Here is a 17,880-nt window from a genome sequence, read left to right on the forward strand (position 1 = left end):
CGAGGCTCCGGGAGCGAGCGCCGCACCGTCCGGCCTGCCGGCCCGCTGCGGCACGCGCGGGCACGGCAGGCGAGCGCCTCAGGTCCGACACGTCAGGCGTCAACGCACCGCAGCCCGGTCGGTCACGATCTTGGGCGTCAGGAACACCAGCAGCTCGGTCTTGCTGGAGGTACGCGTGGTGCTGCGGAACAGGACGCCCAGCCCCGGGATGTCGCCCAGCAGCGGCACCTTGCTGACGTCGGTGCTCTCGCTTTGCGTGTAGATGCCGCCGATGACCACCGTGCCGCCGTTCTCGACCAGCACCTTGGTCTTGACGTGCTTGGTGTCGATCGCGAAGCCGGCGGCGGTCGAACGGCCGACGCTGTCCTTGTTGACGTCGACGTCGAGGATCACGTTGCCTTCGGGCGTGATCTGCGGCGTGACCTCGAGCTTGAGACTGGCCTTGCGGAAGCTGATCGAGGTGGCGCCGCTGGAGGTGCTCTCCTGGTATGGCAGCTCCTCGCCCTGCTCGATCAGCGCCTTCTCCTGGTCGGCGGTGATGACACGCGGGCTGGAGACGATCTTGCCCTTGCCGTCGGCTTCCAGCGCCGAGAGCTCCAGGTTCAGGAAACGCGTCAGGCTGGAGTTGAACAGCGACACCGCGAAGGTCGGTGCCGAGGTGACGCCGCTGAAGTTCGACGACGAGATGTTGGCCGGCAGGTTGACGAACTGGGTGCTGTTGAAGCCCGGGTCCTTCAACAGCTGGCCCGTCTGGTAGCCGACGTCGTCGTAGTTGCCGCCGACACCGACGCCCACACCGCCGTTGTTGTAGAACTTCGGCGCGGCATTGGCGCCCAGCTTGACCCCGAGCGCCCGCCCGAAGGTGTCGTCGGCCTCGACGATGCGCGCCTCGATCATCACCTGGCGCACCGGGATGTCGATCTTGGCGATCAGCTGGGTGATCTCCTCGAGCTTGCTCGGGATGTCGGAGACGAAGAGCTGGTTGGTGCGCGTCTCGAAGATCACGCTGCCGCGCGGCGACAGGATGCGCGAGGCATGCGACGAGCCGCCGCTCTGGCCCTGGTTCTGGCCCAGCAGCCCCTTGGCCACGACCTCGGCCTTGGTGTAGTTGAGCTGGAAGGACTGGGTGCGCAGCGGCTCGAGCTCGGCGACCTTCTTCTTGGCCTCCAGGTCGACCTGCTCCTTGGCGGCCAGCTCCTCCTTCGGCGCGATCCAGAGCACGTTGCCGGACTTCTTCACGCCCAGGCCCTTGCTCTGCATGATGATGTCCAGCGCCTGGTCCCAGGGCACGTCCTTCAGCCGCAGCGTGACGGTGCCAGTGACGGTGTCGCTGGTCACGACGTTGAAGTTGGTGAAGTCGGCGATGACCTGCAGCAGCGCCCGGACCTCGATGTTCTGGAAGTTCAGCGACAGCTTCTCGCCCTGGTAGCCCGGGCCCTGCGTCAGCTTGTTCGGGTCCATCTTCAGCGGCCGGACCTCGAGCACGAACTGGTCGTCGGTCTGGTAGGCGCTGTGCTCCCAGGCGCCGGTGGGCTCGACGACCATGCGCACGCGGTCGCCGGCCTGCACCGTCGACACCATGCGCACCGGGGTGCCGAAGTCGGTGACGTCCAGCCGGCGGCGCAGCGCGTCGGGCAGCGTCGCGCGCGGGAACTCGACGACGAGGTTCTGGCCCTGCTGGCGCAGGTCGACGCCGAGCTGCGCGCTCGGCAGCGCGACGACGACGCGGCCGGCGCCGTCGGCACCGCGGCGGAAGTCGATGCCGCGAATGCTCTGCGTCTCGACGTTCTGCGACGGCGCGAAGTGAACCGGCTGTTCGGCCACGGCGATCTGCGGCGCCACGGTGTTCAGCACCAGCAGCAGCGCGTTGCCCTGGATCTGGGCCTGGTAGCTCGTCGGCTGCTTCAGGTTGAGCACCAGACGCGTGCGGTCGCCGGCCTGCGCGATGCTGACCGAGCGCAGGTTGCCCTGGTTGACCTCGACGCTGTTGCGACCCATCGCGTTGCCGACGCCGGGCAGGTCCACCGCGATGCGCGGCGGGTTCTGCACCGAGAAGCCGTTGGGCACCGCCGCCAGCGGTTCGCTGAGTTCGATGCGCACGACCTCGCCGCCGGCCTGCTGGGTGCTGCTGACCGACTGGATCGCCGGATCGGCCCAGGCAGCCGGGGCGAGCAGCAGGCCGCTGGTCGCGATGGCCGCAAGAACGGCTCGCCAGTTGAACATCGTTCGAATCTCCTCGGTGTCCTTCATCGCCGTCATCGCGCCCTCTCCTGCAGTTGCAGCACGGCCGGGCGCTCGACCCACTCGCCGGCGGCGTCCTGCACGACCTCGCGCAGCGCGATCTCGCTTTCGGCGATGCGCATCACACGGCCATAGTTCTGGCCCAGGTAGTCACCCACCTTGACCTGGTACAGCAGGTTCTCCACCCGCAGCAGCGCGAACTGCTGGCCTCCCCGCACGACGCTGCCGACCATCGACATGCTGTCCAGCGGGTAGGCCTCGAGCGGCTCGCGGCGGCGGTTCATCTCCGACGCCAGCAGGGAGTTCGGCTGCCGCGCCTCCTGCTTGAGGGCGACCGACAGCTTCTGGTTGCTGAACGGCTCGACCCCCTGCGCCTGGGTGTAGGGCTCGGGGTCGAAGCGCTTGGGCGCCTGCAGCGGCTGCACGCTCGGCTTCACCTCGCGCCGCTGCTGGTCCATCCAGGCCTGGAGTTCCTCGTTCTGGTCGGCACAGCCGGCGACCAGCGCGGCGGCCAGCGCGAGCGCCAGGCCGGTTCGGGCGGGCATCACTTGCGGCCCCCCTTCTTCTTCTGCTGCGACGCGGCCGCCTTGCGCCGCTCTTCGACCTCGGACGGGTCGAGATAGCGGTAGGTGCGCGCGGTGGCCTCCATCGCCAGCATGCCGTTGGCTTCCTTGGGCATCTGCGTGATCGTGAGGTTCTGCAGCGTGACGATGCGCGATAGGTTGGCGACGTCGGCGGCGAACGCCCCGACGTCGTGGTAGCGCCCGGAGACCTTGATCGAGATCGGCAGCTCGGCGTAGTAGTCCTTGACCTCGACCTGGCCGGGACGGAACAGCTCGAACTGCAGGCCGCGGCCGAGGCCGGCCTGGTTGATGTCCGACAGCAGCGCGTCCATCTCGGCCTTGCCCGGCAGCTGGCGCTCGAGCTGGGTCACGTACTCCTGCACCTGCTCCTTCTGCTTGCGCAGCTCGCCGATGTTGACCGCCTGCGAGAGCTTGTTGCGGTATTCGGTCTTCAGCGCCGGCTCGCGGTCGCGCTCGGCCTGCAGTTCGTCGTTGGCCGCCGACAGCAGCAGGAACCAGCCGAGCACGACGGTCACCAGCGCGGCCGCGGTCCAGGCCGCGGCCTTGGGCAGCGGCGGCCACTGGCCGGGCTCGTTGACGTTGATCCCGCGGAACTGGGAGGCAGCCCGTTCGAACAGGCCGCCGAGGTCGATGTTGACGTTTCGGGCCATGCTCGCCTCAGGAAGACTTCGCGGCGACAGCCGAGGCACCCTTGGCGGGCGCCGAGGCGGCAGCGGCGGGGGACTGCGGGCGCTTGAGCGTCACGCGCATCGAGAAGTCGAACAGGCGCGAGGTGTCGCGGCTGTTCGCCTGGGCGCTGCGGGCCTTGATCTCGACGAGCTCGGGGCGCTCCAGCCAGGGCGAGTTGTACAGCGCGTTGCGCAGGAACTCCGAGACGCGCTCGTTGGTCTGCGCCACGCCGGCGATCGTCACGGTGCGCCCGCTCTGGCGGATGCTGGTCAGGTACACACCCTCGGGCGTCTGCTTGACGAGTTCGTTGAGCAGGTAGACCGGCGTGTTGCGGTCGGTCTGCAGGTCCTCGACCGCCTTCTGGCGGGACTTCAACGCCTCGATCTCGCTGCGCAGCGTCGCGATGTCCTTGATCTCCTTGTCGAGCACGGAGATCTTCGACTTGAGGAAGGCGTTGCGGTCGGCCTGCGTCGAGGTCATCTGCTGGAGCGCGGTGTACCAGACGCCGACGGCGGCCACGCCGCCGCAGGCAGCCAGCCCCAGGCCGACGAGGAAGGCCCGCTTGCGCTGGCGCCGCTTCTCCTCGCGATGCGGCAGCAGGTTGATGAGGATCACTGCATGAACCTCCGCATCGCGAGGCCGCAGGCCGTCAGGTACGACGGCGCTTCGCGGCGAACGCGGCTTTCACGCACGGCCGAGCCGAGCTGCATGTTGTCGAATGGATTCACGACCTGCGAGGCGAAGCCGGTGAGTTCGGTGACACGATCCTTCAGGCCGGGCAGCGTCGCGGTGCCGCCGGCAAGCATCACGTAGTGCACCTTGTGGTGCGGCGTGCTGGTGAAGAAGTACTGCAGCGCGCGGCCGATCTCCTGCGACAGGCTGTCGACGAAGGGAGCGAGGATCGCGCTCTCGTAGTCCTCGGGCAGGTCGCCGGAGAGCTTCTTGGCCTCGGCTTCCTCGAAGGACAGGCCGTACTGGCGGCTGATCAGCTGGGTGAGCTGCGAGCCGCCGAAGGCCTGGTCGCGGTCGTAGAGCATGTCGTCGTCGCGCAGCACCTTCAGGCTGGTGGTGTCGGCGCCGATCTCGAACAGCGCGACCAGCGCGTCGCGGCCCTCGTTGGGCAGCGCCGCGACGACCCGGCTCATCGCCAGGCGCGAGGCGTGCGACTCGATGTCCAGCACCACCGGCTTCAGCCCGGCGGCCTCGGCCAGGCCCTGGCGGTCCTGCACGCGGTCCTTGCGGCTGGCGGCGATCAGCACCTCGACGTCGCCGGCGGAGGTGGCACTCGGGCCGATGACGCAGAAGTCCAGGCTGACCTCGTCGAGCGAGAACGGGATGTACTGGTTGGCCTCGGACTCGACCTGCAGTTCCATCTCCTCGTCGCGCAGGCCGGCCGGCAGCATGATCTTCTTCGTGATGACGGCCGACTGCGGCATCGCCATGACGACGTTCTTGGAGCGCGTGCCGCTCTTGGCGACGACGCGGCGCACGGCTTCGGCGACCTCGTCGAACTTCTCGATCTGGCCGTCGGTGATCCAGCCCTTTTCGAACGGCTCGGTGGCGAAACGCTCCAGCACGAACTCACCGGAGGGCGCGCGCCCCAGCTCGACGAGCTTGACGCTGGACGAGCTGATGTCCAGCCCGATCATGGGTGGGTGCTTGCGGCCCAGAAGATTGTCGAGAAAGCTCAAAGCGCACGCTCCCCAGGCAGGCGGGATCCAACCCGAGCTTGTTAAAGAGTTACTTGAATGCTAGCAGTAAAGCCTTTGTAAACCGCAGAGAAACGGGCGCAACTACTGCACGGTCGGCAACGAATCCGCGCCCTTGCTGGCGGCATCGCAACACCCCGCGGCGGCCGGGCGGCAACACGACGTGAGGAATGTCACGGCGCCGGCCATGAAAACCCGCCGGCGGACGCCTTCCTATAATCCCGGCGACCTCTCCACGGGATCCCCATGTCCTCTACCGATCCCGCGCCCGAGCGCCCGCCGGCGCCTTCCGGTGGCGCACCCCGCTCCCGCCCGCGACGCACTGCCGGCAGCCTGCTGCTGCTGGCCCTGGCCTGGCTTGTCGGCCTGGCGCTCGCGGCTGTCGTGTCCGTCGTGATGGTGGTCGGCGTCGCGCTGGCCGTGGCCTACCCGCAGCTGCCGGAGATCGCCAGCCTCACCGACTACCGGCCCAAGCTGCCGCTGCGCGTGTTCTCCAGCGACGGCGTGCTGCTCGGCGAGTTCGGCGAGGAGCGGCGCAACTTCACGCCGATCGCGCAGATCCCGCAGGTGATGAAGAACGCGGTGCTCGCCGCCGAGGACGCACGCTTCTACGAACACGGCGGCGTCGACTACAAGGGCGTGGCCCGCGCGGCGATCGAGAACCTGCGCGACGCACGCAGCCAGGGCGCGTCGACGATCACGATGCAGGTGGCGCGCAACTTCTACCTGTCGACCGAGAAGACCTTCACGCGCAAGATCTACGAGATCCTGCTGGCGCTGAAGATCGAGCGCCAGCTCTCGAAGGACCAGATCCTCGAGGCCTACATGAACCAGATCTACCTCGGCCAGCGCGCCAACGGCTTCGCCGCGGCCGCGGAGATCTACTTCGGCAAGAAGCTCGCCGACGTGACGGTGGCCGAGGCGGCGATGCTCGCCGGCCTGCCCAAGGCGCCGTCGGCCTACAACCCGATCGCCAACCCCAAGCGCGCCGAGCTGCGCCAGCGCTACATCATCGAGCGCATGTTCGAGAACGGCTTCATCACCGAGGCCGAACACGACGCCGCGCTGGAGCAGAAGCTGCACTACCGCGTGCCCAGCGACATCGCGGTGCATGCCGAGTTCGTCGCCGAGCAGGTGCGCCAGCTGATCTTCGCCCAGTACGGCGAGGAGACCTACACCCGCGGCCTGAACGCCTGGGTGACGATCGACTCCCGTCAGCAGATGGCCGCCTACCGCGCGCTGCGCCGCGGCCTGATGGATTACGAGCTCAGGCGCGTCTACCGCGGCCCCGAGGCCTACATCGACCTGCCGGGCGATCCGGCGCAGGTCGACGCGCGCGTCGCCGAGGCGCTCGCCGACCACCCCGACAACGACGACCTGCGCAGTGCCGTGGTGCTCGAGGCCGCGCCGCGCAAGGTCGTCGCGATGCTGCAGTCCGGCGACACGATCACCGTCACCGGCGACGGCCTGAAGCCGGTCACCTCCGGACTGTCGGAGAAGGCCGGGCCCAAGACCCAGATCCGCCGCGGCGCCGTGGTGCGTGCGATGCAGGACGCCAAGGGCAACTGGACGCTGACCCAGCTGCCGGAGGTCGAGGGCGCCTTCGTCGCGCTGGACCCGCGCACCGGTGCGCTGCAGGCGATGGTCGGCGGCTTCGACTTCGGCAAGAACAAGTTCAACCACGTGACCCAGGCCTGGCGCCAGCCGGGCTCGTCGTTCAAGCCCTTCATCTACTCGGCGGCGCTGGAAAAGGGCTTCACGCCGGCGACCGTGGTCAACGACGCGCCGCTGTTCTTCGACGCCACCGTCACCGGCAGCCAGCCCTGGGAGCCGAAGAACTACGACGGCAAGTTCGAGGGCCCGATGACGCTGCAGGCGGCGCTGGCCAAGTCCAAGAACATGGTCTCGATCCGGGTGCTGCAGTCGGTGGGCGCGCCGTTCGCCCAGGAATGGATCACGCGTTTCGGTTTCGAGCCCGAGCGGCATCCGGCCTATCTGACGATGGCGCTGGGCGCCGGCTCGGTGACGCCGCTGCAGATGGCCACCGCCTACGGCGTCTTCGCCAACGGCGGCTACCGCGTCACGCCGGTGATGATCACCCGGATCACCGACGTCAAGGGCCGCGTGCTGCAGGAGACCCAGCTCAAGCCGCGCGACGAGAGCATGCGTGTGCTCGACGAGCGCAACGCCTTCGTGATGGGCTCGCTGCTGCAGAACGTCGCGCGCGCCGGCACCGCTGCACGCGCGCAGGCGACGCTGAAGCGGCCCGACCTGTACGGCAAGACCGGCACGACCAACGACTCGATGGACGCCTGGTTCGCCGGTTACCAGCCGACGCAGGTCGCGGTGGTCTGGATCGGCTACGACACGCCGAGGAAGCTCGGCGACCGCGAAACCGGCGGCGGCCGCGCGCTGCCGGTGTGGATCGAGTACATGCAGACCGCGCTGCGCGGCGTGCCCGTGTTCGAGCCGCTGCCGCCGGCGGGCGTCGTCCAGCACGAGGGCGTCTGGATGTACGAGGAGTACCGCGACGGCGCCGGCGTCTCCAGCGTCGGCCTGAGCGACGCCGTGCCGCAGGCGCCGACGAACGAGGAACGCAGCACGATCCTCGACCTGTTCAAGCGCTGAACGCCGGCGCGCGCCGGCGCGCGCTTCAGAACACGATCGGCTTGCCGGCCTGGGTGCTGGCGTGCCGGCTCAGCGCCTCGAAGAACTCGCTGCCGTCGCGCGTGTCGGCCCAGCGGCCGTCGGCCCAGCGGTAGTGGAAACCGCCGCCGCGCGCCGCCAGCCACAGCTCCTGCAGCGGCGGCTGGGTGTTGACGACGATCTTGCTGCCGTTCGGGAAGGACAGCTCCAGCAGGCCGCCGGTACGCGTGGTGTCGATGTCGACGACGTCCTGCTGCAGCAGCCGGTCGGCGGTGGCCTCGATGCGTGCCAGCGCCTCCTGCGCCAGGCGGTGGTACTCGGCGTCGGTCAGGACCGTGCTCATAGAATCTTCCTGAAATGCGTCAACTCTCCCGAAACAGTGTAGTGCGCGGCGCCGCGGCGCTCGTGGCGGCCCTCGCCCTGACCCTGACGGCCGGATGCGGCCAGAAGGGCCCGCTGAAGCTGCCGGCGCCCGCCGGCGCGGCGTCGGGAGCGGCGAAGTGACGCTGCCCGGCCACCCCCACCTGGTGCGCGACGCCGACGGCGAGCTGCGGCTGGAAGGCCATTCGCTGGCCGACCTGGCGCGCCGCCACGGCACGCCGCTGTACGTCTACTCGCGCACGGCGATGCTCGACGCGCTCGCCGGCTACCAGCGTGCGCTCGAGGGCCTGCCGCACCTGATCTGCTACGCGATCAAGGCCAACTCCAACCTCGCCGTGCTGCAGACCTTCGCGCGCGCCGGCTGCGGCTTCGACATCGTCTCCGGCGGCGAGCTGGAGCGGGTGCTGGCCGCCGGCGCCGAGCCGTCGAAGATCGTGTTCTCCGGCGTCGGCAAGACCGCCGCCGAGATGCGCCGCGCGCTCGAGGTCGGCGTGCACTGCTTCAACGTCGAGAGCCTGGGCGAGCTGGAGCGCCTGGCCGAGGTCGCCGCGGCGATGGGCCGGCGCGCGCCGGTCAGCCTGCGCGTCAACCCCGACGTCGACGCCGGCACCCACCCCTACATCTCGACCGGGCTGAAGGACAACAAGTTCGGCATCCCGCACGACGAGGCGCTGGCCGTCTACCGCCGCGCCGCCGCGCTGCCGTCGCTGCAGGTCGTCGGCATCGACTGCCACATCGGCTCGCAGATCACGCAGCTCGAACCCTATCTCGACGCGCTCGGCCGCGTGCTCGACCTCGTCGAAGCGGTCGAGGCCGAAGGCATCGCGCTGGCCCACGTCGACGTCGGCGGCGGCCTGGGCATCACCTACACCGACGAGGCGCCGCCCTCGCCCGAGACGCTGGTGCGCGGCCTCGCGGACCTGATGCGCGCACGCGGCCACGGCCACCGCCAGTTGCTCGTCGAGCCCGGGCGCTCGCTGGTCGGCAACGCCGGCGTGCTGCTGGCGGAGGTGCAGTACCTGAAGCCCGGCGAGACGAAGAACTTCTGCATCGTCGACGCGGCGATGAACGACCTCGTGCGCCCGGCGATGTACGAGGCCTGGATGGCGATCGAGCCCTGCCGTCCCGGCGCCGACACCGTGGCCGCCACCTGGGACGTCGTCGGCCCGGTCTGCGAGTCGGGCGACTGGCTGGGCCGCGACCGCAGGCTGGCCGTCGCGCCGGGCGACATCGTCGCCGTGCTGTCCGCCGGCGCCTACGGCATGGCGATGGCCGGCAACTACAACAGCCGCCCGCGCGCCGCCGAGATCCTGCTCGACGGCGACGCCGTGCACGTCGTGCGCGAACGCGAGGACACCCGGGCGCTGTTCGCGCTCGAACGCCTGCTCGCCTAGATCCGCCCCTCTTCCACCGCGTGGCAGGCCGTGCGGCCGCCGCGGCCGTCGTCGCGCAGCAGCGGCCGTTCGACGGCGCAGCGCGACGCGGCGTGCGGGCAGCGCGGGTGGAAGGCGCAGCCGGTCGGCGGCGCCAGCGGGTTGGGCACCTCGCCGCGCACCGGCGTGCGCGCACGGCCGCTCATCGCGACGTCGGGGATCGCGTCGAGCAGCAGCCGCGTGTACGGGTGGCGCGGCTCCGCGAACAGCGCCCGCTTGGGCGCCTGCTCGACCAGCCGCCCCAGGTACATCACGCCGACCGCGTCGGCGACGTGGCGCACGACGGCCAGGTTGTGCGAGATGAACAGATAGGTCAGCCCGCGCTCGCGCTGCAGGTCCTTCATCAGGTTCAGCACCTGGGCCTGCACGGAGACGTCGAGCGCCGAGGTCGGTTCGTCGCAGACCAGGAACTCGGGCTCGGTGGCCAGCGCACGCGCGATCGAGATGCGCTGGCGCTGGCCGCCGGAGAACTGGTGCGGGTACTTCACGCCGTCGGCCGCCGCCAGCCCGACCGACTGCAGCAGCGCCGCGACACGCGCCTGCAGCTCGGCGCCGCGTGCCAGCCGGCGCTCGACCAGCGGCTCGGCGACGATGTCCTGCACCGTCCAGCGCGGGTTGAGGCTGGCGTACGGGTCCTGGAAGATCATCTGCAGCCGCTGCCGCGCCGCGGCGTCCAGCGGCCGGCCGTCGAACTGCAGCGTGCCGGCGCTGGGCGCGTACAGCCCCACCAGCAGCCGCGCCACCGTGCTCTTGCCGCAGCCCGACTCGCCGACCAGCGCCAGCGTCGTGCCGCGTTCGATGTCGAAGGACACGCCGTCCACGGCATGCACCACCTGACGCGGCTTGCCGCCGACGACACGCTCCAGCCAGGGCGGCGAGACGTCGAAGCGTTTGGCCAGGTCGTGCACCTGCACCAGCGCCGTCATGCCGCCGCCTCCTGGTCGGCTGCGACCCGCCAGCAGGCGGCGCGGGTCGTGCCGGCCGCCATCAACTCGGGGCGTTCGCTGCGGCAGCGTGCAAACGTGTGTTCGCAGCGCGGGTGGAAGGCGCAGCCGGCCGGGATCGCGCCCAGCCGCGGCATCGCGCCGTCGATCTGCGCCAGGCGTTCGCGCTCGACGTCCATCGCCGGGATCGAGCCCATCAGCCCGGCCGTGTACGGATGGCGCGCGCGGTGGATGACCTCGGCCACCGGGCCGATCTCGGCGATGCGGCCGGCGTACATCACCGCGACGCGGTCGCAGGTCTCGGCGATGACGCCCATGTCGTGCGTGACCAGCATCACCGCCGCGCCGTGTTCGCGGCAGACGCGCTTGAGCAGGGTGATGATCTGGGCCTGGATCGACACGTCCAGCGCCGTCGTCGGCTCGTCGGCGACGATCAGCTTGGGCTCGGCGGCCAGCGCCAGCGCGATGACGACCCGCTGGCGCATGCCGCCGGAGAACTGGTGCGGGTAGTGGTCGAAACGTTCTCGTGCCGCCGGGATGCCGGTTTCCTCCAGCAGCCGGATCGCCCGCGCCCTCGCCTCCTCGGCCGACACCGGCAGATGGGTGCGGATCGTCTCGACGAGCTGGCGGCCCACCGTGTACAGCGGGTTCAGCGAGGTCAGCGGGTCCTGGAAGACGGCGCCGATCGAGCGCCCGCGCAGCCGGCGCATCGCCTCGGGCGGCAGGTCGTCGATGCGCCGTCCTTCGAGGCGGATCTCGCCGCCGGCGATGCGCCCCGGCGGCTCCAGCAGGCCGATGATGGCCGCGCCGGTCAGCGACTTGCCGGCGCCGGACTCGCCGACGACGCCGAGGATCTCGCCGGCGCGGATGTCGAAGGAGATGTCGTCCAGCGCGCGCAGCGTGCCGCGGCGCGTGGGGAACTCGACGGCGAGGTGCCGGACTTCGAGCAGCGGAGCGTCCATCAGCGCAGCCTCGGGTTCAGCGCGTCGCGCAGCCAGTCGCCGAGCAGGTTCACCGACAGCGCGATCAGCACCAGCATCACGCCCGGGAAGATCGTGATCCACCATTCGCCGGAGAACAGGAAGTCGTTGCCGACGCGGATCAGCGTGCCCAGCGACGGCGAGGTCGGCGGCACGCCGACGCCGAGGAAGGACAGCGTCGCCTCGGTGAGGATGGCGGTGGCGACCTGGATCGTCGCCAGCACCAGCACCGGCCCCATCACGTTGGGCAGCACGTGACGGCGCATGATGCGCAGCGACGGCACGCCGATGATGCGCGCCGCCTGCACGTACTCCTTCTGGCGTTCGACCATCGTCGAGCCGCGCACCGTGCGTGCGTACTGCACCCAGCCGGTCAGCGCGATCGCCAGGATCAGCACGCCGAAGGCCAGCGTCTCGTGGGCCTGCGGGAACAGCGCCCGGCCGACGCCGTCGATCAACAGCGCGACGAGGATCGCCGGGAAGGACAGCATGACGTCGCAGACGCGCATGATGAAGGCGTCGGTGCGGCCGCCGACGAAGCCGGCCAGCAGCCCGAGGCCGACGCCCAGCACCACCGACAGCGCCACCGAAGCCAGCCCGACGAGCAGCGAGATGCGCGCCCCGTACATCAGCGCCGACAGGATGTCGCGGCCCTGGTCGTCGGTGCCCAGCAGGTACTTCGTGCTGCCGCCGTCGATCCAGGCCGGCGGCAGGCGCGAGTCCATCAGGTCCAGCGTCGCCAGGTCGAAGGGGTCGTGCGGCGAGACCCAGCCGGCGAACAGCGCGCAGAACACGCAGACCGCGGCGATGACGGCCGCCAGGATCGCCGTCGGCGAGCGCTTGAAGCTGTGCCAGACGTCGCCGTCGAGAAAACGTGCCAGGCGGCCGGGCGGCCTGGGCAGGGAGGTGTCGGGAACGGGCGCCATCGCGGGGGCTCAGTGGGCGGCGGCGCTGCGCTCGATGCGCAGCCGCGGGTCGACGACGAAGTACAGCAGGTCGACGACGAGGTTGATCAGCACGAAGATCAGCGCGATCAGGCAGAGATAGGCCGCCATCACCGGGATGTCGGCGAACTGCACCGCCTGGATGAACAGCAGCCCCATGCCGGGCCACTGGAAGACGGTCTCGGTGATGATCGCGAAGGCGATCAGCGAGCCCAGCTGCAGCCCGGTGATCGTGATCACCGGCACCAGCGTGTTCTTCAGCGCATGGCCGAAGTGCACCGCGCGGTCGCTCAGGCCGCGAGCGCGCGCGAACTTGATGTAGTCGCTGCGCAGCACCTCCAGCATCTCGGCGCGCACCAGGCGCAGGATCAGCGCCAGCTGGAACACCGACAGCGTCACCGCCGGCAGCACCAGGTGCTTCAGGCCGTCGGCGGTCAGCAGCCCGGTCGTCCAGCCGCCCAGCGCGACGACCTCGCCGCGGCCGAAGCTCGGCAGCCAGTGCAACTGCACCGCGAAGACCAGGATCAGCAGGATGCCGATCAGGAAGGTCGGCAGCGACACGCCCAGCAGCGACAGCGTCATCACCAGTTGCGCGCCGGCGCTGCCGCGGCGCAGCGCGGCGTAGACGCCCAGCGGGATGCCCAGCACCAGCGCCAGCAGCGCCGCCACCAGCGACAGCTCCAGCGTCGCCGGGAAACGTTCGGCGATCAGCGCCGAGACCTGGCGCCCCTGGCGCAGGCTGAGGCCGAACTCGCCCTGCACGGCATTGGCGACGAAGTGACCGAACTGCACCAGGAAGCCCTGGTCCAGCCCGAGGTCACGGCGCAACTGGGCACGCTGCTCCTGCGTCGCGTCCTGGCCCAGCAGGTTGAGCACCGGGTCGCCGACGTACTGGAACAGCATGAAGGCGATGAACGCCACCGCCAGCATCACGACGAGGGCCTGGGCGAGCCGGCGGAGGACGAAGACGAGCATCGAGGGCGGCGGGAGCACGCGGCAAAAGCTGGCGATGATGCGCAAAACCCGTGCCCGGGCAAAGCGCAAAGACCTCATGTCGGCCCGCGCGCCCCCGGGGCCGGGTGGTCAGCAGCGCCCCGTGGCCGGCGCTATGCTGCACCGCATGAGCACCGTCGACCGCCTTCTCGTCAGCGCCGACAACGCGCTGCGCACCCTGTCCGGCGCCGTGCACGCCGGCCGTCCCAACCCCGCCGGCCCGGCGCGCGCCGACGCCGAACCGCCGGCCGAGGACGAACGCAGCCTGTCGGCGGCGCTGATGCGCGTGAACCACGTCGGCGAGGTCTGCGCCCAGGCGCTGTACCAGGCCCAGGCACTGACCGCGCGCAGCCCCGAGCTGCGCGAGCAGATGGCGGCCGCGGCGCGCGAGGAGATCGACCACCTCGCCTGGACGCAGCAGCGGCTGGACGAGCTCGGCGACCGCCCCAGCCTGCTCAACCCGCTGTGGTACGCCGGCGCCTTCGCCATCGGCCTGGCCGCCGGGCGCCTGGGTGACCGCGTCAGCCTGGGCTTCGTCGTCGAGACCGAGCGTCAGGTCGAGCAGCACCTCGCCGGCCACCTCGACCGGCTGCCGGCGGGCGACGAACGTTCGCGCGCCATCGTCGAGCAGATGAAGGACGACGAACGCCGCCACGCCGACGGCGCCGAGGACGCCGGCGGCATTGCGCTGCCGATGCCGGTGCGGCTGGCGATGCGCGCGGCGGCCAAGGTGATGACCGTCACCGCGCACCGCATCTGATCAGCCCTCGACGATCTCGTAGCCGGTCGTGATCTCGGCCGTGCGCGCCAGCATGATCGTCGCCGAGCAGTACTTCTCGTGCGACAGCGCGATCGCGCGCTCCACCGCCTGCGCCGGCAGGCCGCGGCCGGTGACGACGAAGTGCAGGTGGATCTTCGTGAACACCTTCGGGTCGGTGGCGGCACGTTCGGCCTGCAGCTTGACCTGGCAGCCGCGCACGTCGTGGCGGCCGCGCTTGAGGATCAGCACGACGTCGTAGGCGGTGCAGCCGCCGGCACCGGCCAGCAGCGTCTCCATCGGCCGCGGGGCGAGGTTGCGGCCGCCGCCGTCGGGCGCGCCGTCCATGGTCAGCAGATGGCCGCTGCCGGTCTCGGCGACGAAGCCCATGCCCGAGGCCGGGATCCAGTTGATCGTGCATTCCATGGCGTGAAACTCCGTGTGCGGCGCGAAAAGGCGTGCATTGTGCGCAGGTCCGGCGCAAGCGTCGCCGAGGCTTGCGGCAGGTCGGCCAGCAGGCCAGTCAGGATATTGCACCGCAGCAAGGCGGTGGTAGACTGGCTTCCATCGGTCGTTGACGGCGTCTTGCCTCCGACCCACCGGTTGTCTCCTCCACCTCCTCCAATGGTGGATTCAGGCCCGGGGCCGCAAGGTCCCGGGCTTCTTTTCTTCCGGCAGGCGCCGCCGGCCCGCGTCGTATGATGCGGCCCCTCCCCCCGGTTATGCGCGCACCCCGTCTGCCCGCCGTCCCGATGTCCGCTGCCGAAACCGACGTCGCGAGCATCGCGGCCGGCTACCTGAAGAAGATCCTCACCGCCCGCGTCTACGACGTCGCCGTCGAGTCGCCGCTGACGCCGGCCAAGAGCCTGTCGCGCCGCCTCGCCAACACGGTGCTGCTCAAGCGCGAGGACCGCCAGCCGGTGTTCAGCTTCAAGCTGCGCGGCGCCTACAACAAGATGGCCCACCTGGCGCCCGAGGCGCTGGCGCGCGGCGTCATCTGCGCCTCGGCCGGCAACCACGCCCAGGGCGTCGCGCTGTCGGCACGCAAGCTCGGCTGCCGCGCCGTCGTCGTGATGCCGGTGACGACGCCGCGGCTGAAGGTCGACGCGGTGGCCGCGCTCGGCGGCGAGGTCGTGCTGCACGGCGACAGCTACTCCGACGCCTACGCCCACGCCGTCGGGCTGCAGGCCGAGCAGGGCCTGACCTTCGTGCACCCGTTCGACGACCCCGACGTCATCGCCGGCCAGGGCACGATCGCGATGGAGATCCTGCGCCAGCACCAGGGCCCGATCGACGCGGTCTTCGTCGCCATCGGCGGCGGCGGCCTGATCTCGGGTGTCGCGGCCTACCTGAAGGCGGTGCGTCCGGAGATCAAGGTCATCGGCGTGCAGACCGCCGACAGCGACGCGATGCTGCGTTCGGTGCGCGCCGGCCACCGCGTCACGCTGGACGACGTCGGCCTCTTCTCCGACGGCACCGCGGTCAAGCTCGTCGGCGAGGAGACCTTCCGCGTCGCCAGCGCGCTGGTCGACGACTTCGTCGTCGTCGACACCGACGCCGTCTGCGCCGCGATCAAGGACGTCTTCCAGGACACGCGCAGCATCGTCGAGCCCGCCGGCGCGCTGGGCGTCGCGGCGATCAAGCAGTACGTGCACGAGCACAAGCTGAAGGGCAAGACCTTCGTCTCGATCACCTGCGGCGCGAACATGAACTTCGACCGCCTGCGCTTCGTCGCCGAGCGGGCCGAACTCGGCGAGCAGCGCGAGGCGCTGTTCGCGGTCACGATCCCCGAGGAGCGCGGCTCGTTCCGCCGCTTCTGCAGCCTGATCGGCCCGCGCGCGGTGACCGAGTTCAACTACCGCATCAGCGACGCGCGCCAGGCCCACGTCTTCGTCGGCGTGGCGATCGCGCGCCACGACGAGGCGGCACGCATCGCCGCCAACTTCGAGCGCCACGGCTTCCCCACCGTCGACCTCACCGACGACGAGCTTGCCAAGGAGCACGTGCGCCACATGGTCGGCGGGCGCAGCGAACTCGCGCACGACGAACGCCTGTTCCGCTTCGTCTTCCCCGAGCGCCCGGGCGCGCTGATGCGGTTCCTCGACGGCCTGCACCCGGACTGGAACATCAGCCTGTTCCACTACCGCAACCAGGGCGCCGACTACGGCCGCATCCTCGTCGGCATGCAGGTGCCGGCCGGCGAGGACGAGGAGTTCGGCCGCTTCCTGCAGACGCTGGCCTACCCCTGCGTCGAAGAGACCGACAACCCGGTCTACCGCCTGTTCCTGCGCTGACGACCCCGGCGCGACGCCCATGGACCACAGCCGATCCCTCGTCGCGCCGACCGCCGACCCGCCGCTCGAACGCGCGCTGCGCGACAAGCTCGCGCGCCGCAACGACGACAGTGGCAGCCTCGGCGAACTCGAACCGCTGGCGCTGCGCATCGGCCTGATGCAGGGCTCGCTGAAGCCGCGTTTCCACGAGCCGCAGCTGCTGGTCTTCGCCGCCGACCACGGCCTGGCGGTCGACGGCCTGCACGGCGCGCTGCGCTACACCACCGACGAGCTCGTGCGCCGCCTGCTCGCCGGGCGGCTGCCGCTGGCGGTCTTCGCACGCGCCGGCGGGCTGGCGCTGACGGTCGTCGACTGCGGCGTCGCCGAGACGCTGCCGGCGCACGAACGCCTGCTGGCGCGCAAGATCGCGCACGGCACGCGCAACCCGCGCGTCGCCGCGGCGATGTCGGTCGCCCAGGCCCACGCCGCGATGCGCGCCGGCATGGAGATCGGCGACCAGCTGCGCGGCAACCTGGCGATCTGCGCCGGCCTGGGCGTCGGCTCGCAGGAGAGCGCGGCACTGCTGCTGTCGCGCATCACCGAGCTGCCGCTGCGCGCGCTGCTGGAAACCGGGCCGGGCATGGCGCCCGAGGAGCTCGCCCACCAGCTCGCCGTCGCCCAGGCGGCGCTGGCCCGCCACCGCGACGTCGCCGAGCCGGTGGAGCTGCTGGCCGCGCTCGGCGGCTTCGAGGTCGCGGTGATGGTCGGCGTGATGCTGATGGCGGCCAGCAAGCGCCAGCTGCTGATGATCGACGGCCTGGCCGCCTGCGCCGCGCTGGCGATGGCCGCGCGCATCGCGCCGCCGGTCACCGACTACTGCGTCTTCAGCCGCAGCCGCGAGCACCGCGGCCTGGACCTGGTGCACAAGCACCTGCGCGCCGCGCCGCTGCCCGACCTGGGCCTCGACGGCCTGGACGGCACCGGTGCCGTGCTCGGCTGGCCGCTGGTGCGCAGCGCCGCGGCGCTGCTGACCGAGGTCGCCGAAGGCGAGGACGCCGGGCCGACGCGCCCGGGCTCGTTCGACGACGACGACGACGGATTCCCCTCGACCCTGGGGTTCTGAACCCCGCGAACCGGGGCCCCGCGGCCGGCCGCCGCGGCGTTCACTCGGCCTGGATCTCGGCCTCGACCGACTCGTCGAGGTTCTGATCGGGCTGCGGCCGGGTGCCGGGCGGCGGCCGCACGGGCCGGGCGGCCGAACCCAGCGACGGCACGCCGCCGGGCACTGCCCGCGCCGCCGGCACGGCCGCGCCGGGCGCGGGCAGG

The 17,880-nt window shown here is 70.8% G+C and carries 17 protein-coding genes; 6 read left to right on the top strand and 11 right to left on the bottom strand.

Annotated features, from left to right (window positions below):
- Positions 1-99: 99 nt before the first annotated feature.
- Genes RBXJA2T_RS01045 through RBXJA2T_RS01065 form a run of 5 tightly spaced genes read right to left on the bottom strand, consistent with a single transcriptional unit; the run spans position 100 to position 5,143 of the window.
- Positions 100-2,259 carry a type IV pilus secretin PilQ gene (locus tag RBXJA2T_RS01045; RefSeq protein ID WP_009855450.1) on the bottom strand — a complete coding sequence of 720 codons (2,160 nt, stop codon included), beginning with the start codon at positions 2,257-2,259 and terminating at the stop codon, positions 100-102.
- A complete protein-coding gene (locus RBXJA2T_RS01050) occupies positions 2,256-2,786 on the bottom strand; it encodes a pilus assembly protein PilP (RefSeq protein ID WP_009855451.1) in 531 nt (176 codons plus the stop codon). The genes RBXJA2T_RS01045 and RBXJA2T_RS01050 overlap by 4 nt, the downstream gene beginning before the upstream one ends.
- Complete coding sequence (locus tag RBXJA2T_RS01055; protein WP_009855452.1) at positions 2,786-3,475, bottom strand: type IV pilus inner membrane component PilO; 690 nt, start codon at positions 3,473-3,475, stop codon at positions 2,786-2,788. Before RBXJA2T_RS01055 ends, RBXJA2T_RS01050 begins: the two co-directional genes overlap by 1 nt.
- Positions 3,476-3,482: 7 nt before the next feature.
- Complete coding sequence (locus RBXJA2T_RS01060; RefSeq protein ID WP_009855453.1) at positions 3,483-4,109, bottom strand: PilN domain-containing protein; 627 nt, start codon at positions 4,107-4,109, stop codon at positions 3,483-3,485.
- A complete protein-coding gene (locus tag RBXJA2T_RS01065) occupies positions 4,106-5,143 on the bottom strand; it encodes a pilus assembly protein PilM (protein ID WP_050801716.1) in 1,038 nt (345 codons plus the stop codon). Before RBXJA2T_RS01065 ends, RBXJA2T_RS01060 begins: the two co-directional genes overlap by 4 nt.
- Positions 5,144-5,449: 306 nt before the next feature.
- On the opposite strand from RBXJA2T_RS01065, the gene RBXJA2T_RS01070 reads away from it, so the two are divergent.
- A complete protein-coding gene (locus RBXJA2T_RS01070; RefSeq protein ID WP_009855455.1) occupies positions 5,450-7,831 on the top strand; it encodes a penicillin-binding protein 1A in 2,382 nt (793 codons plus the stop codon).
- Between the two features lie 25 nt (positions 7,832-7,856).
- On the opposite strand, the gene cyaY is transcribed toward RBXJA2T_RS01070, so the two are convergent.
- Positions 7,857-8,192, bottom strand: coding sequence for an iron donor protein CyaY (gene cyaY, locus RBXJA2T_RS01075; RefSeq protein WP_009855456.1), 336 nt, complete (start codon positions 8,190-8,192; stop codon positions 7,857-7,859).
- Between the two features lie 14 nt (positions 8,193-8,206).
- Here cyaY and lptM point away from each other — a divergent pair, with 14 nt between their 5' ends.
- Both lptM and lysA read left to right on the top strand, forming a co-directional pair.
- A complete protein-coding gene (gene lptM / locus RBXJA2T_RS19995) occupies positions 8,207-8,353 on the top strand; it encodes an LPS translocon maturation chaperone LptM (RefSeq protein WP_206026697.1) in 147 nt (48 codons plus the stop codon).
- Positions 8,350-9,624, top strand: coding sequence for a diaminopimelate decarboxylase (lysA, locus tag RBXJA2T_RS01080; RefSeq protein WP_009855458.1), 1,275 nt, complete (start codon positions 8,350-8,352; stop codon positions 9,622-9,624). Before lptM ends, lysA begins: the two co-directional genes overlap by 4 nt.
- Here the strand turns inward: lysA and RBXJA2T_RS01085 are convergent.
- Genes RBXJA2T_RS01085 through RBXJA2T_RS01100 form a run of 4 tightly spaced genes read right to left on the bottom strand, consistent with a single transcriptional unit; the run spans position 9,621 to position 13,506 of the window.
- Positions 9,621-10,589: an ABC transporter ATP-binding protein gene (locus RBXJA2T_RS01085; protein ID WP_009855459.1), complete on the bottom strand. Its 969-nt coding sequence runs from the start codon at positions 10,587-10,589 to the stop codon at positions 9,621-9,623. The two genes, lysA and RBXJA2T_RS01085, sit on opposite strands and share 4 nt — an antisense overlap.
- A complete protein-coding gene (locus RBXJA2T_RS01090) occupies positions 10,586-11,569 on the bottom strand; it encodes an ABC transporter ATP-binding protein (RefSeq protein WP_009855460.1) in 984 nt (327 codons plus the stop codon). Before RBXJA2T_RS01090 ends, RBXJA2T_RS01085 begins: the two co-directional genes overlap by 4 nt.
- The gene (locus RBXJA2T_RS01095; protein ID WP_009855461.1) at positions 11,569-12,513 is read right to left on the bottom strand and encodes an ABC transporter permease; all 945 of its coding nucleotides are present in this window, start codon (positions 12,511-12,513) and stop codon (positions 11,569-11,571) included. Before RBXJA2T_RS01095 ends, RBXJA2T_RS01090 begins: the two co-directional genes overlap by 1 nt.
- Before the next feature lie 9 nt (positions 12,514-12,522).
- Positions 12,523-13,506 carry an ABC transporter permease gene (locus tag RBXJA2T_RS01100; RefSeq protein ID WP_029718734.1) on the bottom strand — a complete coding sequence of 328 codons (984 nt, stop codon included), beginning with the start codon at positions 13,504-13,506 and terminating at the stop codon, positions 12,523-12,525.
- 133 nt (positions 13,507-13,639) lie between these two features.
- Here RBXJA2T_RS01100 and coq7 point away from each other — a divergent pair, with 133 nt between their 5' ends.
- On the top strand, positions 13,640-14,284 hold the full coding sequence (coq7, locus tag RBXJA2T_RS01105; RefSeq protein ID WP_009855463.1) for a 2-polyprenyl-3-methyl-6-methoxy-1,4-benzoquinone monooxygenase: 645 nt from the start codon (positions 13,640-13,642) through the stop codon (positions 14,282-14,284).
- On the opposite strand, the gene RBXJA2T_RS01110 is transcribed toward coq7, so the two are convergent.
- Complete coding sequence (locus RBXJA2T_RS01110; protein ID WP_009855464.1) at positions 14,285-14,707, bottom strand: OsmC family protein; 423 nt, start codon at positions 14,705-14,707, stop codon at positions 14,285-14,287.
- Positions 14,708-15,033: 326 nt separating this feature from the next.
- Here RBXJA2T_RS01110 and ilvA point away from each other — a divergent pair, with 326 nt between their 5' ends.
- Both ilvA and RBXJA2T_RS01120 read left to right on the top strand, forming a co-directional pair.
- Positions 15,034-16,575 carry a threonine ammonia-lyase, biosynthetic gene (gene ilvA, locus RBXJA2T_RS01115; RefSeq protein ID WP_050801717.1) on the top strand — a complete coding sequence of 514 codons (1,542 nt, stop codon included), beginning with the start codon at positions 15,034-15,036 and terminating at the stop codon, positions 16,573-16,575.
- Between the two features lie 19 nt (positions 16,576-16,594).
- Positions 16,595-17,677: a nicotinate-nucleotide--dimethylbenzimidazole phosphoribosyltransferase gene (locus RBXJA2T_RS01120; protein ID WP_009855466.1), complete on the top strand. Its 1,083-nt coding sequence runs from the start codon at positions 16,595-16,597 to the stop codon at positions 17,675-17,677.
- Positions 17,678-17,880: the final 203 nt, after the last annotated feature.

Source organism: Rubrivivax benzoatilyticus JA2 = ATCC BAA-35 (assembly GCF_000190375.1).
Classification (GTDB): domain Bacteria; phylum Pseudomonadota; class Gammaproteobacteria; order Burkholderiales; family Burkholderiaceae_C; genus Rubrivivax; species Rubrivivax benzoatilyticus.

Coding starts and splice junctions, on each gene's coding strand:
- cyaY (WP_009855456.1), bottom strand. CDS start 8,192: ATGAGCACGGTCCTGACCGACGCCGAGTACCACCGCCTGGCGCAGGAG.
- RBXJA2T_RS01055 (WP_009855452.1), bottom strand. CDS start 3,475: ATGGCCCGAAACGTCAACATCGACCTCGGCGGCCTGTTCGAACGGGCT.
- lptM (WP_206026697.1), top strand. CDS start 8,207: ATGCGTCAACTCTCCCGAAACAGTGTAGTGCGCGGCGCCGCGGCGCTC.
- ilvA (WP_050801717.1), top strand. CDS start 15,034: ATGTCCGCTGCCGAAACCGACGTCGCGAGCATCGCGGCCGGCTACCTG.
- RBXJA2T_RS01045 (WP_009855450.1), bottom strand. CDS start 2,259: ATGACGGCGATGAAGGACACCGAGGAGATTCGAACGATGTTCAACTGG.
- RBXJA2T_RS01085 (WP_009855459.1), bottom strand. CDS start 10,589: ATGACGGCGCTGGTGCAGGTGCACGACCTGGCCAAACGCTTCGACGTC.
- coq7 (WP_009855463.1), top strand. CDS start 13,640: ATGCTGCACCGCATGAGCACCGTCGACCGCCTTCTCGTCAGCGCCGAC.
- RBXJA2T_RS01090 (WP_009855460.1), bottom strand. CDS start 11,569: ATGGACGCTCCGCTGCTCGAAGTCCGGCACCTCGCCGTCGAGTTCCCC.
- RBXJA2T_RS01100 (WP_029718734.1), bottom strand. CDS start 13,506: ATGCTCGTCTTCGTCCTCCGCCGGCTCGCCCAGGCCCTCGTCGTGATG.
- RBXJA2T_RS01110 (WP_009855464.1), bottom strand. CDS start 14,707: ATGGAATGCACGATCAACTGGATCCCGGCCTCGGGCATGGGCTTCGTC.
- RBXJA2T_RS01050 (WP_009855451.1), bottom strand. CDS start 2,786: ATGCCCGCCCGAACCGGCCTGGCGCTCGCGCTGGCCGCCGCGCTGGTC.
- RBXJA2T_RS01095 (WP_009855461.1), bottom strand. CDS start 12,513: ATGGCGCCCGTTCCCGACACCTCCCTGCCCAGGCCGCCCGGCCGCCTG.
- RBXJA2T_RS01065 (WP_050801716.1), bottom strand. CDS start 5,143: ATGATCGGGCTGGACATCAGCTCGTCCAGCGTCAAGCTCGTCGAGCTG.
- RBXJA2T_RS01070 (WP_009855455.1), top strand. CDS start 5,450: ATGTCCTCTACCGATCCCGCGCCCGAGCGCCCGCCGGCGCCTTCCGGT.
- RBXJA2T_RS01120 (WP_009855466.1), top strand. CDS start 16,595: ATGGACCACAGCCGATCCCTCGTCGCGCCGACCGCCGACCCGCCGCTC.